The sequence below is a fragment of the Neochlamydia sp. TUME1 genome, assembly GCF_000813645.1.
Taxonomy (GTDB): domain Bacteria; phylum Chlamydiota; class Chlamydiia; order Chlamydiales; family Parachlamydiaceae; genus Neochlamydia.
Map to the genome: position 1 here is coordinate 1 of NZ_JRXI01000103.1, position 19,085 is coordinate 19,085.

Sequence of the window (19,085 nt, forward strand, 5' to 3'; positions counted from 1 at the left end):
TAGGAGAATGGGGCACAGTTTTTGGAGATAGTGTAGTAGCAACAGCAATATTAGATCGTCTTCTTCATCACAGCCAGGTGATTACCATTCGTGGAGAAAGTTATAGACTGCGCGAAAAAATGCGTTCGGGACTTGTAAAACGTGGCGAGTCAACGAACGAGAAAAAATAAAACTAGGAGGAAGGGTCAAATATTGCTATGGCTGGGGGTCAATTGTTGGTGTCGCCGGCCAGAGGTGGGGGTCAAAAGTTCATGTCGCCAGGGGGTCAATTTGTCATGTCGCTTGACAGGAAAGAACAGGAGGAAAATATTTCTTCAGCGAGGGAATGACTTGTCGCCTATAGTAATCTTTAAATGTTCTATAGCCACTTTTATGAAACGATGACACTACTCATTGCTTCACTTAATGATAATTTTGGCCCTCTATTTCTTTTATTGCTTTTCCAAGTAGCGATTCTTAAATGGCTTTCAACCCATATTGTGTGCCATTCAACCTCTAATTGCTTACAAAAATCCTCTATACCGCAAAAAATGGAGATTGATCAGTGGATAACTTTTTCGATCATTTCAGCCTTCTAGCTTTAAGTTTTTTTAGTGCAAAATAATTTTGAAACATGTGAAGGTCTTTTTCAACTATTTCCTTATCCGATAACTCGCGTTAGCTTACAAAAAATTTCCCTTTTAACGTTTTTAGCAGATGGAGCAGGTAGTAGATGTAAATACAAAAGAACAAAAAAACTGAGGACTAATTTAAAGAGGTGAAAAAGCTGAAAAAAAGAAGGAAAGCTTCTAAAGCTTGTACAAATACAGCCTAGCTTTTTCTTTTTTCTATTAAAAATAAAAATTGATCAAAATTAATTGTACTAAATGAAAAATTATACCTCCAAAGCTTTTTTTCTACTACTTTCTCAAGTACTTTTATGAGCAAGATTATTTGGAATAGAATCTTATTACTTTTCAGATCCAAGAGGTAGAGGTCTATTTTCTTTCAATATAAATTACCTTTCTAGCGCGAGTGCACTCTTTTCTTGTACCCGCTTTAGAAACATTTGCACGATCTCTAAGAATAATCCCTCATTTAAATCATCATTATGAAAAAATTTATCATAAAAAGTTTTAAGTACTTCTTGTAGATGAATTTCATCCACGCTTGCCATCCATAAACCCCATTTACCTAATTGATTAGCCCAAAAACTTTGGTTTTCATTAACAAAGAAATTAATTAAATCGTACAAGATGGTGGCAGTCAGTGATAAACCCTGCTGAAATTGCCTTTCCATCTTTGCTTCCTTCTCTTTTATTTTTACCGCTGAGGTCTCCATTTTTTTAACCTTTATTGCTCGTCGAATTTCTTCTAATTCTTCTTTCAGCCTTATAATTTTTTGTTGTGCTGCTCAGCTGTATGATTATCCTCTGCCGCCTTTAATAGATTTCTTTTATCTTCAATCTTACGCTTTAATTGTTGTTCTTTAGCCTTTAAGGTATTTAAAGTCTCAGGATTTAATAAATTTTTTATAAATTGATCATTTAGATACTTTTTATTAAGAGCCTGAGCCGTTAAATCAGTGATTCCTAAAATAGAAGCTCGAACAGGATGCATGGCTGGTACTAAAACAGCTGTTAACGCATTTCTAACTCGAGAAGTCTTTGTAATGTGCTGTATAAACGTCTCTAGGAACGTTGTCTTAGATGCTGTGGGATCGCCTCCTAACTTACCCATTTTGATAATATTAGCAATCATGTCTACGTAAACCGTTTGTTTATCATTGGCTCCTATAAAGAAGTTGTTTAAAGTAGTATCAATATCGGCAGCTTCCAAGGTCGCATCGGGAGAGATTTTATGCAGCACTTTTTGCTTTTCTCTAAGTTCTATAACTATTATTTCTAATAGAGGATTAAGATAAATAACGAAATATTCCTGGCTTGCGGGATCTAATTCCATTTCTGGATGTTTTTCGCAGATTTTCTGCAACAGAATATCAGCAATCCTTTTTACAGCTGCTCCGTTGGTTGGATCCTCAATTAAAAGCCTTAGCTGGGGGTGAGAAATATCACCAATATGATACTTTGCTAAAAATGTTAAGGTAAAATCTATTAAAATATCAGGTAGATGGTTTTCTAGAAAATTCACCTTGCTAATTTTAAGTTCCTTCCAAGAACATTTAAGTCTACTTGAGCACGATTCCCATAATTCCTCAACAAGCTTTCCTTTAAGTCGAGGCTGCAAATGACTCTCAAGCATCCTGGCGAAAAAGTAGGTGGAGTGTTGCACATCGATAGTCATGGTATAGGAAACAAAAGATCTTATTATTTCCTTATGAATAAGAGGAAAAGTTTCTGCCAGGAACTCCATCCGTTTTTTTTCTTCAGATAAAATTGTAAAGATTCCTTTTAATTGTTGAGCTAAAACTTTGGTGGCATTTTGTCTAACTACATTGAGAATAAATTTTTTGCTTATCCTAACAACAGTGTTGTTTATAGTATCAATTTTGCTAGCAAATTTTGGAGGAAGCAAAGATTTAAGAAATTGATGAAGTTCTCCCACCATATTTTGAATTTCAGGTTCGATAATGATGTTGTCTAATAGCTCTTCAAAAGCATCTAATACTACAACCTTCCCTTGGACAAGTTCTTGATGGCCCGTTGGCAAAGCATAATTTAGAAGCTTTTCAACGAGGGGTAAGAAAAATTTATTTTCTTCTACAGCCTTATACCCTTCTATATCTTCTTTTTTGATATAAGAAGGAATATCAATTAAAGCGCGTGCTAAATCAGGGAGATTGTATAGAGGCTCTCCCTTCGTATCCTTAGCTATCAGCTCCTGCGCTATATGCTCGCGCCAAACAGTTTCGTTTTCTTTTCCTTTAACCTGAGAGAGGTTGCCGCTAACAATCTTTTCTGCTTTAATTAAATTAACTAGCTGATTATTAAGCATTTGTGCTGAATTATCAAAAAGGTTTTTGTAATCTTCGTCAGTAATGAGATCTATTAAAGTAGCTATACGATTAAAAAGCAGCGCAGATAAGCGTTGCATATTGTTAGTTAAGTGACGCTCTACCATACCAGAGAGCTTATTCTCCAAAAAGTATTGAAATTCATCCATGTGACTTTCCAATTTATATCTAATAAGCCACTGAACGGCTGCAACATAAAATTTAGAAATCATAATATCATATTTTACATCACGAGGACCTGTATATTCTGCTAAAGAATGAATTTCTTCCGGATGGTTGTACTTTTGGCTTGCCCATTGGCGAATGGGATCCAAATAAAGTTGTAAATCTTCATTTGTTGTTACGAGATTCATTTTTCGCAAATAGGTTTCCATCTTCTCGAACACGCCTTCTTTGAGAACCCCATCTTTATCTTTTAGCTCTTTAAGTAAAATATTAAAAAAGCTCTTGGTGGAGGTATCAAGCTCAAATTTATAACCATGCTTAATAACTTTTTTAAGAATAGTATTGACCCAAGGAGAAATGATTTTGGTTATCCAATCTAATACTTGAGGAATGCTCTCCGGAAGATTTTGAGCATTCCTTTCTACGGTTTGGGTGAGGGGTCGTATTTTCTCCTGGAAGATTTCTTGGCTAATTCGTGACATAAAATCAGCAACGAACTTGCCCACTTTTTGTAAAGAGGGATTTAAATCATGAATGTCTTCCTCAAAAAAGAAATTATGGCTAGGTTGTGCTGTCTCTGGTTTATTCTCCACTATTTTTATCTCTCGGATAGCACTGGTTACTTCCACAGAAGGCATGGAGGGAGTAGTTAATAGAGCGGAGTCAGGAGCTGCTTCTTTGTCCTTATTTATGTATTCCATCAGTCTAATTTGTTTATTGCTTAAACTTATTTTCTTTGTTTTAAATAAGCTAAATAAATGTGCAAATATTCCAACTATAAAACGGCGGATTTTTCCCCATGTAGACAATCTTTCCACTGTCAGGGGAATTTCAATCTTTAGGGTTGGAGTTTGGCGAGATTGTGCGGTTACAGGCACAGTAATATGATCAATTTTCAGCTGATTGTTTGGATGCAATAAAGGCTTTAATTCGCGATTGAGGGCCGTGCTCATATGGATAGCTGATAATGAGGTTAAAAGAATTTTATTGAGCAAATGCTCATTGAATGACTGGCGGCCAATAGTCCTAGTAATGACTCTGAGAGCTGTTTGTCCAATCTTATCAGCAGTATTGCCTACCAATTGACGAAAAATAAATTTGCCGATCAGAGGCATTTTTTTCTTTGCTTTGTAAAGCATTATATCGTAACCAAGTCTTGCAACTTTATCTACTTCAACAGGAAGATTTTTCTGAGCTTGGGTTACTTCTTTTTGATGCTTATTATCTTCTGCTACTATTTCCTCTTTTAACTTCAGTTTATTTTGCAAAAGTTTTTTTGCTGATAGCAACTGATTAAGCAATCTGTCATCATTACCATTAAGGCCAACTTTTTCTTCTATTTGCTTTATTCGTGCTTCTATAGCCTGTATATCTATTTCAAGCTCTTCCAAGGAAGGATATTGCTTGATCAATTTTTTCATAACCTCTCGATCAAGATATTTATCTTCCATCAAAGGAATTAGGCGATTAAGGCCAGGCCTATAGGATTGACGAAGATTATGCAAAGAGTTAGTAATCAGCTTGCTGGACATATTGCGTAGGGCTTTTAGGTTAAACAAACGTGGAAGAAAACTGCCAAATTGGCCTGCACGCAAACCTACGTCAATAAAATTAGCAAAATGAGGGTTATTGTCTTTTGCATTTTCTTCTTTGTAGTAGGCTTTGATAATTGCAATAACTGACTTTACCCCATCTTTCTTAGGATCTCTTTTTTTTACTTCTTGGATCAGGTTAACGATTTCATCTATACGTATTTTAACAATATCAAAAAAGATCGCTTCTTTTTCTTTAGAAAATCCGTAGAGCTTTCCTTCTTCGTTAGCTAATTGAAATAAAAACTGTAGCAGTTTTTTTTCTGCTGCTTCATGAGGAAGCTTGTGGAAATAAGGAGCCAGCTTATTAAGATTATAGTAAATGAGATCATCTGCAAAAGCTTGAATCATTATCTCTACAGTAGACGGTAGTATATTACTTGCTATTACAAGATTAAGCTCTTCCGGCTTTGACATTTGTTTAATAAGAAGCTCTAATGCCTCGTTAAAGCCTATTTTGATTAATTCAGAGCATCCATCTAAGGCTAGCTCTTTAAAATCACTTGCGGTTTTACCTAGTTCAACCAATTCATTGTATTGCTCAGGAGTTAAAATCATTTGAGCTATTTCTTTAGCTTCGTTGAACAGTTCAGTAAATTCTTCAGGAAGTTTTATGGTAGATAAGAGGTTTTCTAATCCCTTGATTTTTTTGCCATCTTTAATTACATCGGGTAAAAGAGTATTTAAGAAAAGCCTAGAAATTTCTTCTGCCGTGTTATTTTCTATCACAAACTCTTTGCTGCCATTAAGCGCGAGGAAAGTTTTAAATAAAATATCTTCCTCAATTGCTGGTACTCCTCCCATTTCTTGGAGCTTTTGTAAGTATTTTTTGCAAAGATTATAGTCTCTAATCTCTTTTTGAGTTTCAGGCTTGCATTTAATAACCTTTTGAGCATACTTTTCAAGTTTTGTATGCTCGCTAACGGCTTTTTCTGCTTCTTCATAGCTATCAGCAACATTTGTAAGGTGATTGCTTATAACCTCCACTATTTTATCAAATAGCACGGTAAATTGCTCATCTCCCATATTGTCTAAGATCTCAGCTAGACGTCCTGAAACTAAATCAGTTATATTTTTAGCATTCTCTTGTAAAGAAGTTTCAACAATGAGAGGGAGTCTATTTTGGAGGATATGATTAGCTTTATTTTTGTAAAAAATAATTTTCTTTTCCACTAGCAAATGTAAAGCTTGTTGGAAAACATGATTAATCATTTCTTCGGAAGGCTTGTAAGGCTCATCATCAAACAAGCTAAGAAGTGATTGGGTATGATTAGACTCAAAAAGCCAATCTACAATTTTAGTACTACAAGCCTCCAGGTGCTCTTTAATATTCTTGGAAGGTAAACTTTTAGGAGCACGTGGAAGCACAAAATCAACTTTGCCATCCATCTTTCTTAACAATTCTGCTTTAAAGGCCAGATGAAACTCTTTACGCTTTTCAGGCTCTTTAGGCTGAATATCTTGCACTGCCCAGCCCAGCAATTTATCAATTTGTTCTATAGCTTTTTGATTAACTTCAAATTTTTGAATTAATTCAAAAATAGGTTTTACGGAAAGACTACCGATCTTAATAGCTTGTTGAGCTAGATCACTGACAATATGAGGAATTTCTTCCGATTTCTCATTAACCCATTTCACAGGGGAAGCGATGTACTGTTTATGTATGCATTCCATCGCTAGTTGAGCTAGTTGGCGGGAAAAATCTCTCATACCCTCTAATGACTCATTAAAGTGTGAGGGGGTTTCCTGATCAGAAGAGGCTACAATTCTAAGCTTGTGGGGAAATTTATAAAGTTGAGTATGTTTAAATTTTTCAATTACTCTTAAATTTCTTTTATTTAAAGGAACACTATATAACTTTCCGCAACTAAAAAAACGTAGAGTGTGGCGCCATATTCTAGCAATCTTCTGAGAAAAAGAAGAGTGAGGATCATTTTTTTGAGGAGTAGAACTTGACACAGGTACAGTTAGCTTAGCAGGTTCAATAGAAGGAAAAGCATGCATAAATTCACTTAAATTTAAATTATTATTTGATCCCTCAAGTATATTAGATCTAACCTTTAAAGTAAATTAATGGAAGATTAAGTTCTTATAAATTTAGGCCGGCTTAAATACCAACTAAGCATTTTTTAAAGTATGCTATAAAACTTTTTTATTTCTAGTGTAGGGGGTAGATAAATCCCTAAAACTTTTTACTGAGAGGTCATTTAATCTATAGAATCGTCCTAAATGGGGAGGCAGCCAGAGGTAGGGCGCTACTTAAGTTATTACTGCTAAAAAGTTAATGTTAACAAAAAGCTATAGTAAAAAATGGTTGAGTGTAAGCATATTTGGCTGCCTAGAGGCCTGTAGAATCCCCCCTCTATAGCTTGGTATATTCCTATGGCAACTTACTAGCAAACGCTCTCCTACTAAAGCCTACCTTTTCATAGCAAAAGAGCCAAAAATTCACTTCTAATTTTTTCTTTTTAATGATAGAGGAAAAATAAATAATTAAGCTTTTTTATAAGCATTGCCTTTAAAATTCAAAAACCGCTCTATTTTTTATCAAAGAGAAATGATTAGAGAGAAGATCTGTAAACTATTAAATCGATTCTAAAGATGCTTAGTGCAAAAAATATCATTCTTAAGTCCTTGTTTTTCTATCTTTTTATCTCAACATGAGCCTTTAGCCTATAATATTTTCTTTATTTGCGCAGGGCGACTCTATATAAGGAAAGATTACTATATACTTTAATTTATAAGGCCATCCTATATGTTAACTACCTATTTTAAAGCAACGCAGGAAGGAGCCCTTGCTTCTTCTTACATTAACTTCGAAGACTTACAAGATGCTGATAAAACTCCTATTCAGTATCAACGGCTTTTTTTAAGAAAGATAGAAGAACTCTCTGCTATTATTGAGAGGTTTAATAATTTGGATTTAGATGTAGTAGAAGCATGGGATGCCATTCGCGGGCAGATCATTCATTTAAAGTTGTCGGTTAAAAATGAAAATAAAATTTATGAATTGTTTAAAGAGGGTTTATCGTTACACGCCGAGTTTGAATTAAGAAAGGAGCGCTTAGAAGTACATTTCTCAGACTTAGAATGGAAATTTAGGTTTAAGCCACAAAGCGCTGAAAATAGCTTTAAGATAGCTTTTAAAAGGTTAAAATTTTTTACCCATTACTACTCTTCGCCTAAAGAGCAGGAGCAGCTCTTCAATACCGAATGGTTATATCAAAGGATCACTAAAATTCATTGCAGCCATGAACATCAAAAAGAGCTTCTAAGGCTTATCTTTAATATCTGGTCTAATAGAGAAGGAGATTTCCCCCTAATATACCAATTACGCATTCAAATGGCAGCCCTTGAAGGTTATATCAATACCTTATCTTCTTTGTCAGTAGAAGAACAAAAAAGTGAAGAAACACCTACTTATAAAACTCTCTATGATAAGATCATTTTAACTTGCCAACAGCTAATCTTAAGACATAAGCAAAAAAGTTTGAGAGATGAGGAATGGGGCTTATTTTGTAGCGAAATCTGTAAAGTTCCTCTTAAATACCAGGATGAAAAAGAGCTGTGGGAATTTATCTCCGAGCAATTGAAGGTGAATGTTGCCGAAATAAGGTATCAACGTTATCTGTGGCAATATAATGCTTATTCTGAGAGTAAATGTTTTAGAAAAGAAAAATTTGAGACCTTACTTTTTACACTTGAAGATCTTTCTAATTGCTATGCTCAAGGAACTCTAGAAAAAGCTAAATGGGATTCGTTATGCGAAAAAATAGTCCAAGAAAGCTTTTTACCGCTAGGACAAAAGCAAGAATTAATTGAAGTATTTTTAAGAACGTGGAAGACTCCTTCAGACTCATGGTTATCTACTCTCTGGCATATTCCTAATTATTTAGCAAGCTATTGGAAAGATGAAAAAGACGAGGAAAAAGTCATTTGGAAGGACGAAAAAATTTTTACTCTTTTAAACTCTGTGCACGAGTGGGTAGTGAATAACGAAGCTTTCATCCATGATAGGCTTTCTACCAGGCCTAATCACTCCCCTCTTGTGAAAGAAAAAGTAGAAGAATTGATAAAATTTTTAAGGAACTTGCAACTCTCGCTTTCAAATGATACTGGTTCTAAGATTTGTAAATCTCCTGTCTATAATCAGAGGATGAAAGAGTCTCATATAGCCTATTTATCTAAACTTCGAGAGATATTAAAAGATGCTAAAGAAGATTTTGAATTATATAAATCGTTAGGTGAAGAGTCAGCTAGTGGTTATGCATTAGTGTTAAAGCATCTGTGTGATCACATGTTTACAGACATTAACGGCGTGGCATTAATGAGAAAGGCATTGCAAGAAACAATGCCTATAGGATTAGAAGAGTTAATTAAAAAGGAGACGCGCTTTATAGTTTATAGGCAAAGCAATCTTTTATTATTACCTAAAGAAGTACAACACGCCGCTATAGTAGCTTTACCACCAAGCTACAAGCTTCCTTTGCTCGATTTATTAGGGTGGAAAACCCTGAAATATAAGGAGCATCATCAGCAATGTAAGATTCCCTACAAGGTTTTAAACTTCACAATTAGTCAAAAAGATGGCTCAGAAAAAATAGTAAATTTTCATCGCTTTGCTAGACCTACCTCGAAAGCTGGCTTAAATGCTGAATTTGATACTTTTGCAGCTGGTTCGCGTCGCATATTGTTGATTAATTTGCAAAGTAAAGCTCTTAAAAAGTATGAATCAGAAAGAGCTAAAATCGATGCATTGATTAGCCTTAACCATGAAAAATGGTTATCAACTTTTGCCGCTATTTTCCCCTTAAATCATTCGGCCCTATTCTACCCTAACGAGGCACACATAGATCCGGCCCCTCATATTCCTCGCTATAAAACTACGCAAGCCTTTATGGCAGCACTTATGGAGAAAATTATTTCTCCAGGAATAGTAGAAGAATCAAGTAATCGGGCTGACTATGTATTTCCTAAAGCGTGGAAGATTAGCCTGGAATTCAAGGAATTAGTCACTAAATGTATGTATGAAGTAAAGGAAATTTTTTTTAAAGATGTGGATCCCTTGATGCAAAGCCATCGACGTATTTTCATTAAATTGTTTAATGCTCGCCTTATATTAGCCCTCCTGCCCTTTATGAAAGCAGATGCTTTTGCTTGCTTCTCATCTGATTCCACAGATCGAACAGATATCGTAGTGAGCCTCTTGCTAAAAATGGTATTAATCATGTGCGATTTAGAAGATAAACCGATTTATCAAGAAGAGAAAGAATCTCCTTTATGGAAAGAAATGGTGGCAATTTTTGAGGCTTCTACCTTGGTGACGGCCCCGCGCCAGCTTCATAAAAATGTTTTAGGATTAATGCAAGCATTCGAAATTTTTGATAAGCCTGGAGTTAGAGAAAGACTCCGCCATGCAAAAGAGCTAATGGGGGTTAGGGGTGCTGAGTTTCCTTTCATTTACAATAAAGAGGAATGGCAAATTGAAGCTCTGCCCCATGAAAAAAGGGAAGATTAAACAAACTTCGACAAATGATTTAGCAAAGCTGAGGATGAAAAAAAGGCGTTTGTAAAACTTTAATGGCATTTTTTAAAAATTATAGGCGTATCATCTAGAAAGATTTCATCCTTTGGAAGCTTGCTTGCTCCTTAAAAAGATGGCTTTTATTAAGTAGAGCAAGGCCTAAAGAGCTGCTGCAAAATAATAGGAATTTTATTATATCGATAAATATCCTATTAGGGGTGATAAACTAATTGAAAAGGAAGATATTTAGCAAGCAATGCAGCCATGCTATAAATAAAAATTTTAATAAATTTAAAACCTTACGTTTAAACTCTTAAAAACAATAAGCCTAGCCATAAGATGGGAGGGATGCTTACACATCCCCTACCCTCTTAAAGGCTTAAGCAATGGTCAAAACTCATTAATTGCAAGTATTCCAATATTTACCTATCCATGAAAGGTAACTGTTAAACATGCAAAAAAACTTACCTTTATAAAGGTCATCTATTTAAAATAAATATCAAATAGACTCTCCTTAAATTTTCAACCTATCACAATGTTTAATAATTTATTAGGCACAAAAATAATTTTTTGTACCATTTGGCCTTCTAAATGTTTAGTAACCAAAGGATTTTTTTCTGCGGCGTTAAGGATGGCTTCTTGGGATAAATCAATAGGTAACGTTAATCTAGCCCTAAGCTTACCGTTGATCTGGACGATGTAAGTAACATGCGAATCCACTAAAAAATTTTCATCAATTTGGGGAAATGCGGCAAAGGATAATGCTTCCTTACAATCTAGTAACTCCCAAATTTCCTCGGCAAGATGGGGAGCAAAAGGCATTAAAGCTTGTGTAGCCATCTTAACGACTGAACGAGGATATAAAGGCAGTTTTGTAAAGTCATTTATAAATTCCATCATTTTAGCAATAGCGGTATTGAATTGCAAAGCTTCAATATCTTTCTCTACTCCATAAATTAGGCGATGGCCTAATTTAAAAGCTTCTTCAGAATCTTCGTACGTTAGCTTATCTGAGGTAGCCATTTCATAGAAACGAACAAGAAAACGTCGGCAACCGCTTACCGCTTCTGAACTCCATACTTTCTCTTTATCTAAGGGTCCTAAAAACATTTCGTATAATCGCAACGCATCGGTACCATATTCCTCAATCACTTCATCCGGCGAGACACCATTAAGCTTAGATTTAGACATCTTATCAATCTGGCTTTTAAGCTTTTCTCCTGACTGTCGATGAAAGTAATGGCTTTCTCTTTCAATCACCTCTTCAGGTGAAACATAGGCTCCTAAGCTATCTTGGTAGGAACGTGCTACCATTAAACCTTGATTGCGTAAAGTCTTAAAAGGTTCACAAAAGCTGACATATCCGCAATCGAAAAGCACTTTGTGCCAAAAGCGAGCATACAAAAGATGCAAGACAGCATGCTCTACTCCTCCCACATACATATCCACAGGGCCCCAATATTTTTCTGCTTCTTGGCTCCAGGCTTGTTGATCATTATGAGGATCACAAAATCGCAGATAATACCAGCAAGATCCTGCCCAATTAGGCATCGTATTTGTCTCTCGTCGAGCCTTCTTACCCGTCCTACTATCAAAGATATTTATCCACTCTTCTACTTTACCCAAGGGGCTTTGGCCATCGCCTAAGGGTTTATAGTTAGACACGGCTGGCAACATTAAAGGAAGTTCGTCTATTTCAAGAACGCGTTTCGTACCGTCTTCAAAATGCAAAATAGGGAAAGGTTCCCCCCAGTACCTTTGGCGCGAAAATAACCAATCGCGCAATTTATAAGTAACCGTACTTTTACCTATCCCTTTTCTTTCTAGCCACTCAATGATCTTTTTTGTGGCCTCAGATTGCTTTAACCCATTTAAGGAAATTTCCTCATTTTCACTCTGGATACATACGCTCTCCTCCGTTACAGCTTGATAGACCATCGAATCTTCTGGATGAACGTTGTAGACATATACCAGTGGAAGATCAAATTTTTTAGCAAACTCAAAATCGCGCTCGTCATGGGCAGGAACAGACATAATAGCGCCGGTACCATATCCCGGGATCACATAATCCGAAATCCATAGGGGAATGTCTTTGCCATTGGCAGGGTTAATGGCATAAGCACCTGTAAAAACGCCACTTTTATTCTTATTTAGATCTGTTCTTTCCAAATCTGTCTTAGAAGCCGCTGTTTTTTGATACTCTGCTATGTAAGCGTGTTGGGTTTTTGAAGCAATCTGTGCAACTAAAGGATGCTCAGGAGCTAAAACCAGATAAGTTACACCAAAAAGTGTATCAGGACGAGTAGTATAAACTTCTAGGCAACAATCGCTATTTTTTATCGGAAAGCGTATAGAAGCTCCCTCACTTTTTCCAATCCAATTAATTTGTAATTTTTTTAAGCTTTCTGGCCAATCCACTAATTCTAAGTCTTTAATTAAGCGCTCAGCATAGGCAGTGATTTTTAGTATCCATTGGCGTAAAGGCCTGCGTTCAACAGGATGCCCCCCTTCCTTGCTAAAACCATTTTCAATCTCTTCATTGGCTAACACTGTTCCTAAGACAGGGCAATAGTTCACCATCATTTCTGCTTCGTAAGCTAATCCTCTTTTATATAAAAGTGTGAAAATCCATTGCGTCCATTTGAAATAAGAAGGATCGCTAGTAGAAATCTCCCGCTCCCAATCGTAGGAATAACCTACACGTGAAAGCTGACGCTTAAAATTAAGGACATTATTTTTTGTGGTCTCGGCTGGATGTGTGCCAGTACGGATAGCATATTGTTCTGCAGGCAATCCAAAACTATCCCACCCCATAGGATGTAATACATTAAATCCCTTTTGCCTTTTATAACGTGCCAAAATATCTGTAGCTGTGTATCCTATAAGATGTCCTACATGTAAACCTGCTCCCGAGGGGTAAGGAAACATGTCCAAAATATAATACTTAGGCTTTGAGGGATCAATTTCTGCTTTAAAAATTTTATTATCAGACCAAAATTTTTGCCATTTTGCTTCAATTTTTTTATGATCATATTTCATTCTTTTATCCAAAGTAGTATACATATAAATTTATGAGAAAGAACCGTTAGAACTTTATGCGAAAGAACAACAAAAAGTCAAAAAAAAAGGAGCTCGGCTCCATCCAAAAAAGTAAAGAAGATCGTCTGTATGAAAATTTGCTGAAAGTTACCCAAGAATTTATGGGTGGTAAAGGGTACTTAGCGATGAGTGAATCCGAGCTTTTTGAACGCTTGCACCTGCCCGAGCAATACCGCGAAATTTTCGGTAGAGTCCTCACTCATTTACATCAGTCAGGCTTAGCTAGCCTGGAGCATAAGCGTTATGCTTTGAAAAGCTCGTCAGCCGAAATTGTTAAAGGCATTTTAAGTGTCCATCCAAGAGGATTTGGATTTCTAAAAGTTGAAAATCCCTCTATTTATTCAGAGGACATTTTTATTCCCAAGCATTCGATTCAGAATGCGGTAGAGGGGGATATAGTTGAAGTGTGTGTGGAGCCTCCCCCTTTTAAAGAAAAGGGGCCGGAAGGTAAAGTAGTGGCCATTCTAGAACGAGCACGCACTCATGTAGCCGGGATAATAAGAAAAGTAGATCGGTATGGCGAAATTCTAGCCTATGTTCCTTTGCTGGGCCTTTCTCAAAGGGTGATTGTTGAGCCTTCAAAAGAAAGGAAACTTCAAGAAGGCGACAGAATAGTTATGCAAGTCACAGATTGGGGCAGTAAAGATACAGAAACAAGCTGTAAATATTCTCACTACCTCGGGCATATCTCCGATCCTTCCTGTGATGTTAAAGCAGCAATCGAAGAATTTGGCTTACACTCTAATTTTTCTGAGCAGGCTATTGACGAGGCTGAAAGGATAGGAACACGAGTGACCACAAAAGATCTTCTAGGAAGAGAGGATTTTCGTGAGATTGAATGCTTTACCATTGACCCGGATACAGCTAAAGATTTTGACGATGCCATCCATCTTTCCAAAGATCAACAAGGGCATTATCATCTAGGAGTTCATATTGCAGATGTGTCTTATTATGTAACGCCTGGGACAGCTTTAGATAAAGAGGCTGCTATGCGTTGCAACTCTACTTATTTTCCTGGAGCCTGCCTCCCTATGCTTCCTTCCATTTTATCTGATAATTTATGCAGCCTTAAGCCTCAAGTAAACAGACTTACCGTTTCTGTTTTAATTACTTTTGATCGTAGTGGAAACGAAATCGATTATCGTATTACCCGGACTGTTATCAAAAGCAAGAAACGTTTTACCTACAAAGAAGCTAAGCAAATTTTAGAAGGTAAAAAGCCCTCTCCTCATGCTCCTACTCTCCATCTTATGGTAGAATTATGCAACTTATTGAAGAAAAAACGCTTTGAAAGAGGAAGTATTGAGTTTGCTTTGCCTGAACTGATCATTTTAGTGGATGAAAAAGGGGTTCCTCAGGGTACAGATTATATTACCTACGATATCACTCATCAATTGGTTGAAGAGTTTATGCTGAAAGCCAATGAAACAGTCGCCAGGCATTTGACCTCGCTAGGTAAAAATCTGACCTATCGTGTTCACGATGAGCCTGCTGAAGAAAGCATGAAAGAATTTGCCGCGTTAGCAAGAGCTTTTGGCTATAATTTATCTGATACGCCTAGCAATGCAGAAATTCAAAAACTTTTTGAAGAAGCTATGCATTCTTCCTATGGACAATATCTGGCTACCAGTTATATACGTCGCATGCGTTTAGCTATTTATTCGCCTGACAATATAGGTCACTTTGGTTTAGGCCTAACCCATTATTGTCATTTTACAAGCCCTATACGCCGTTATATTGACCTAGTGATTCATCGCTCGCTTTTCCATGAAGAAGAAACCTATGAAGCTTTAGAAATAGTAGCCAATAATTGCTCTGAAAAGGAAAGGCAAAGTGCTCGAGCAGAAGCTAGTGTAAAAACTCTCAAAAAATTGCGTTTGCTATATTCTCACCAGCAAATAGAGCCCTACAAACAGTATGAAGCTGTTGTCACCCGTGTAAAAAGTTTTGGAATAATCTTTGAAGTTCTAGATGTAATGCTTGAAAGCTCTTTACATGTATCCGAGCTTAATGGAGATTACTATGTCTATGATGAAGGCAATTTAGCTTTAAAAGGACGCCATACCCATCAAACTTTTGTAGCAGGGGACAAAATCACTATCATGCTCAAAAAAGTTGATTTTATTACCTTAGAAAGCTCCTGGACACTTGTCCCTGAGGCAAAATCTAATCCACTAAAATCAAAGAAAATGATGAAACCCCTACCTTCTCGTCCTGTTTCTAAACCTAGGCTAAAAGATTTTCTATATACCGCCTCAAAAAGAAAAAGCTCAAAAATTCCCCCAGGCAAGAAAAAGTCAAGAAAATAATGGAAAAACTTTCTTTAGATTTTTATTTAAGAGACGATGTCCTACAGATTAGCCAAGAGCTATTAGGTAAAGTATTGATGACCTACATCAATGGAGTTTATACGGGAGGAATTATTACTGAAACGGAAGCTTACAGGGGTCCTGAAGATCGAGCTTCCCATGCGTATGGCGGCCGTCGTACCAAACGGAATGAGGTGATGTATCATGCAGGTGGGCATGCTTACGTGTATCGCATCTATGGAATTCACGCCATGTTTAACATTGTTACTAACAGTATTGAAATTCCCCATGCTATTTTGATTCGCGCTATTAAACCTATTATTGGCGTTGAACAAATGATTAAACGGCGCAATAAAACTAAAAATAAAGCTAGCCTTACGGGTGGACCAGGGACATTAGCACAAGCTTTAGGCATTGATACTATTCATAATGGCTTGCTATTGACAGGACCCCTTATCTGGCTAGAAGATCATCACATTTGTTGCGAAAAAAAGAATTTAGTCATAGGACCGCGTGTAGGCATCGACTACGCAGGGGAGCATGCCCAACTCCCCTGGCGTTTCATCTATGCGTTAGAAATGTAATTAGGATAAAATTTTAATACTTGTAAGCTTCTGACTTTCTTTTCCTATTTTTAAGATGGCCCTATCTTTACATCTTTTGAATAATTAATTTTTTTCTGTTATAGTAGTTTTATGAAAAAATACTTTATTACAGGTCTTGCCGTTCTTTTACCTTTAACTTTGACTCTCTTTATCGTAGTTTTTGTTTTTAATAGGCTCACAGACCCTTTTGCAGGTATTACTAAAGAAATTCTTAGGCAAAATCATTTTCTTGAAAAGACCCCTCCTCAACTGCAACATTTAATCAGCCAAGTTATCATTGTGACCTTGATCTTTTTCTCTACTGTTTTTGTGGGAATGATTGGACGTTGGCTTATAGTTAGATATATTCTCCGATTTACAGAGAAAATTCTACGACGCATTCCTTTTATTCGCTCAGTCTACAATACCTGTAAAGATGTAATCAAAACATTATTTATTTCAGAGGGCAAATCTTTTAAGCAAGTTGTCATGGTGCCCTATCCCAATGCTACCACTTATTGTATAGGTTTGATTACACGAGAGAATATGGTAGGTTTAGGCAGCCATTCAGATGAAGAGTTAGTGGCTATTTTTGTTCCCTGCACCCCCAACCCAACTTCTGGCTTTTTAATGATGTTTAGAAAAAATGAACTGATTTATTTGGATATGAGTGTGGAAGAAGCTTTTAAATATGTTATTTCCTGCGGAGTAATTTCTGTCTCGTTTAATCCTTTATTACCCTCTGCAGATATGTTATCTGCATCCCCGAGCGTACCCTTATGAAAAAATACTTTTTAACGGGATTGGCACTCCTTTTGCCTGTTATCCTTACACTAGCTATCGTAGCTTTTATAGTAAATTTATTGACCGATCCATTCATTCATCTTCTCAAAGCAGCTTTTCATTACTATCACCCTGCTAATGATTACCCATGGAATTTAGATCAAACTCTAGGGCTGCTCCTCATTATTCGTCTATTTATTTTAATCATGGTCGTTATATTTATTATTTTTATAGGATTCTTAACGCGTACATTTTTCATGTATTCTCTGCTTAGCTTTACTGACAATTTGATTCGTCATATTCCTATCATTAATAGGGTGTATAAGTCCCTCCAAGATGTTATTCATCCTCTTTTTTCTTCCACCAGTTCATCTTTCAAGCAAGTTGTGCTTGTCCCCTATCCTCATGAAAGCTCTTTATCTATTGGCTTTTTAACCTCAAATACGCTAAAAGAGACCGGTGAGATCAGATTAAAAGATAAAATGGCAGTTTTTGTACCCGGTACACCCAATCCTACTTTCGGTTTCATTCTGATGTTTCCCCAAGATAAAGTCAGGTTAATTGATATGAAAGTTGAGGACGCTTTCAAGCTTTTAGTGTCTTGTGGTATTATGCTTCCTTCCATACCAGGGAGCTCTGATCATGCAAAAGCCTAATATCATCTTCATTCCTGTATTCTCTAACCAGCAAAAACTAGGATCTATCTGCCATTATATCCAGCATCATTTTGAAGTAGGGGATAACGTTTTAGTTGTCGCTCCTAATGAACAAGCTACTCGCTATATCGATGAATTGCTGTGGAAATTTTCCCCCGAGAGCTTTCTTCCTCATATAGCTTCAAATACTCCTTCATCAGAAAAAGTGGTCATCACTTCTGTGGCTCAAAATTTAAATCAGGCTCTTGTTTTGATAAATCTGTGTGCAGAAGTAAGCCCTATTGCAGAGCACTTTAATGTTGTTTATGAGCTATATGATCAAACTCATCCTGAAAAGCTAGCGCAATCGCAACGCCGTCAGCAGATTTACACTTCAAAGCAGTTTACTATCGTCCACTCGGCAGCTTTGAAGTAGAGGGTAGATAAAAAGAAGAAATTTAAAGAATATTTTTGCTAAAGCGTGAGTCCCCAGTTTTATTAAGAAATTCTTTCATTATTAGGGAAAATGAAAGCCACATTATCTTCTTTGTTTCTAATTTCTTCCATTAAGTAACGCGCTTGCCTAGCTTGATCTTGATAGGCTTGTGATAATTTAGGAAGATTATTATTAGCCATAACATAAGCGATGACAATAGTCCCTACAGCAGCTATCACACTCCTAACATAGGCAGAAGTAAGCACAGCGAGGGAAGCGACAGCATGAGGAAGAAATAAACCACTCACTACTACAGCACTTGTCGCTGTGATTACTACTACTCGTTTGGTAAGGAAAGCTTTGATGCTTGACTCTCTTTCAATATTTTTTAATGTTCTTACTGCAAGCGACTTCGTTACCGGTCGATCTACAACAATTTTAAGCTTTTGTTGAAGGGTATCTATCAGATTTAAACGAAATTTATACCCAAATATTTCAAAATTAGCCCTAGATTGCCTATATACATATGCATATTGCATAAAAAACCTCAGAATAAATTATCAAGCCATCAATAGCAAATGTATTAAAGTATTAATCATGCATTAATTAAAGCAAAAATTAATAAACGCTTTCTTTTATCGATGAAGAGGAGTGAAAAAATTTAAAAATTAAGTTTGATAAAATAGAAAAGGTCTTGTAGAGAGCTTATATAATTCAGTGCGTTGCATATTAACCACATTAACCTATGCCTATACTCTCTTAAATTTCCGTATTCTCTCCCTCTAAAGATACCATGATCTTTGACATTAATAAAGCACCTTTTATAAAGAAAAAAATTAGAGCATGAGGAGTTAACATGTAGTCCTAGCTAAGCGATAAAAAATAGAGTTTAGAAGTTTCCAATTTATATAAATAAGCAAATTTAAAACTTCAATTTATCCCGCTTTAAACTTTTATCCTAGAGGATAAATCCAATATTGCTTAAAAAAATTATTGTTTTAACCT

General features: G+C 36.2%; 12 protein-coding genes. 8 read left to right on the top strand and 4 right to left on the bottom strand.

The window, feature by feature from the left end:
• Positions 1–170: ATP-binding protein (locus tag DB41_RS11245; protein WP_162180915.1), on the top strand; the 170-nt coding region annotated here is incomplete at its 5' end.
• 27 nt (positions 171–197) lie between these two features.
• Complete coding sequence (locus DB41_RS12515; protein ID WP_255350914.1) at positions 198–329, top strand: hypothetical protein; 132 nt, start codon at positions 198–200, stop codon at positions 327–329.
• Positions 330–997: 668 nt separating this feature from the next.
• On the opposite strand, the gene DB41_RS04515 is transcribed toward DB41_RS12515, so the two are convergent.
• On the bottom strand, positions 998–1,321 hold the full coding sequence (locus tag DB41_RS04515) for a hypothetical protein (protein WP_039384841.1): 324 nt from the start codon (positions 1,319–1,321) through the stop codon (positions 998–1,000).
• Between the two features lie 50 nt (positions 1,322–1,371).
• On the bottom strand, positions 1,372–6,714 hold the full coding sequence (locus DB41_RS04520) for a hypothetical protein (RefSeq protein ID WP_039384842.1): 5,343 nt from the start codon (positions 6,712–6,714) through the stop codon (positions 1,372–1,374).
• A gap of 751 nt (positions 6,715–7,465) precedes the next feature.
• On the opposite strand from DB41_RS04520, the gene DB41_RS04525 reads away from it, so the two are divergent.
• Complete coding sequence (locus DB41_RS04525; RefSeq protein WP_039384844.1) at positions 7,466–10,228, top strand: hypothetical protein; 2,763 nt, start codon at positions 7,466–7,468, stop codon at positions 10,226–10,228.
• 528 nt (positions 10,229–10,756) lie between these two features.
• On the opposite strand, the gene leuS is transcribed toward DB41_RS04525, so the two are convergent.
• Complete coding sequence (leuS, locus tag DB41_RS04530) at positions 10,757–13,273, bottom strand: leucine--tRNA ligase (RefSeq protein ID WP_039384846.1); 2,517 nt, start codon at positions 13,271–13,273, stop codon at positions 10,757–10,759.
• Between the two features lie 56 nt (positions 13,274–13,329).
• Between leuS and rnr the strand changes: the two genes are divergently transcribed.
• From rnr to DB41_RS04555, 5 genes are all read left to right on the top strand, one after another.
• On the top strand, positions 13,330–15,642 hold the full coding sequence (gene rnr, locus DB41_RS04535) for a ribonuclease R (protein WP_039384847.1): 2,313 nt from the start codon (positions 13,330–13,332) through the stop codon (positions 15,640–15,642).
• Positions 15,642–16,226: a DNA-3-methyladenine glycosylase gene (locus DB41_RS04540; protein ID WP_039384849.1), complete on the top strand. Its 585-nt coding sequence runs from the start codon at positions 15,642–15,644 to the stop codon at positions 16,224–16,226. The genes rnr and DB41_RS04540 overlap by 1 nt, the downstream gene beginning before the upstream one ends.
• Positions 16,227–16,337: 111 nt before the next feature.
• Positions 16,338–17,009 carry a DUF502 domain-containing protein gene (locus DB41_RS04545; protein ID WP_039384851.1) on the top strand — a complete coding sequence of 224 codons (672 nt, stop codon included), beginning with the start codon at positions 16,338–16,340 and terminating at the stop codon, positions 17,007–17,009.
• Positions 17,006–17,665 (top strand): DUF502 domain-containing protein, encoded by a 660-nt coding sequence (locus DB41_RS04550; protein WP_052243906.1) that lies wholly within the window; start codon positions 17,006–17,008, stop codon positions 17,663–17,665. The genes DB41_RS04545 and DB41_RS04550 overlap by 4 nt, the downstream gene beginning before the upstream one ends.
• On the top strand, positions 17,652–18,080 hold the full coding sequence (locus DB41_RS04555) for a DNA polymerase III subunit chi (RefSeq protein WP_042240849.1): 429 nt from the start codon (positions 17,652–17,654) through the stop codon (positions 18,078–18,080). Before DB41_RS04550 ends, DB41_RS04555 begins: the two co-directional genes overlap by 14 nt.
• Before the next feature lie 62 nt (positions 18,081–18,142).
• Here DB41_RS04555 and DB41_RS04560 read toward each other — a convergent pair whose 3' ends face one another.
• Complete coding sequence (locus tag DB41_RS04560) at positions 18,143–18,619, bottom strand: hypothetical protein (protein WP_039384853.1); 477 nt, start codon at positions 18,617–18,619, stop codon at positions 18,143–18,145.
• Between the last annotated feature and the right edge of the window lie 466 nt (positions 18,620–19,085).

What these genes read in the sequence shown, in the direction of transcription:
- DB41_RS12515 (WP_255350914.1), top strand. Translation starts at nt 198, where the DNA reads ATGGCTGGGGGTCAATTGTTGGTGTCGCCGGCCAGAGGTGGGGGTCAA.
- DB41_RS04520 (WP_039384842.1), bottom strand. Translation starts at nt 6,714, where the DNA reads ATGCATGCTTTTCCTTCTATTGAACCTGCTAAGCTAACTGTACCTGTG.
- DB41_RS04525 (WP_039384844.1), top strand. Translation starts at nt 7,466, where the DNA reads ATGTTAACTACCTATTTTAAAGCAACGCAGGAAGGAGCCCTTGCTTCT.
- DB41_RS04555 (WP_042240849.1), top strand. Translation starts at nt 17,652, where the DNA reads ATGCAAAAGCCTAATATCATCTTCATTCCTGTATTCTCTAACCAGCAA.
- rnr (WP_039384847.1), top strand. Translation starts at nt 13,330, where the DNA reads ATGCGAAAGAACAACAAAAAGTCAAAAAAAAAGGAGCTCGGCTCCATC.
- DB41_RS04540 (WP_039384849.1), top strand. Translation starts at nt 15,642, where the DNA reads ATGGAAAAACTTTCTTTAGATTTTTATTTAAGAGACGATGTCCTACAG.
- DB41_RS04550 (WP_052243906.1), top strand. Translation starts at nt 17,006, where the DNA reads ATGAAAAAATACTTTTTAACGGGATTGGCACTCCTTTTGCCTGTTATC.
- DB41_RS04560 (WP_039384853.1), bottom strand. Translation starts at nt 18,619, where the DNA reads ATGCAATATGCATATGTATATAGGCAATCTAGGGCTAATTTTGAAATA.
- leuS (WP_039384846.1), bottom strand. Translation starts at nt 13,273, where the DNA reads ATGAAATATGATCATAAAAAAATTGAAGCAAAATGGCAAAAATTTTGG.
- DB41_RS04545 (WP_039384851.1), top strand. Translation starts at nt 16,338, where the DNA reads ATGAAAAAATACTTTATTACAGGTCTTGCCGTTCTTTTACCTTTAACT.
- DB41_RS04515 (WP_039384841.1), bottom strand. Translation starts at nt 1,321, where the DNA reads ATGGAGACCTCAGCGGTAAAAATAAAAGAGAAGGAAGCAAAGATGGAA.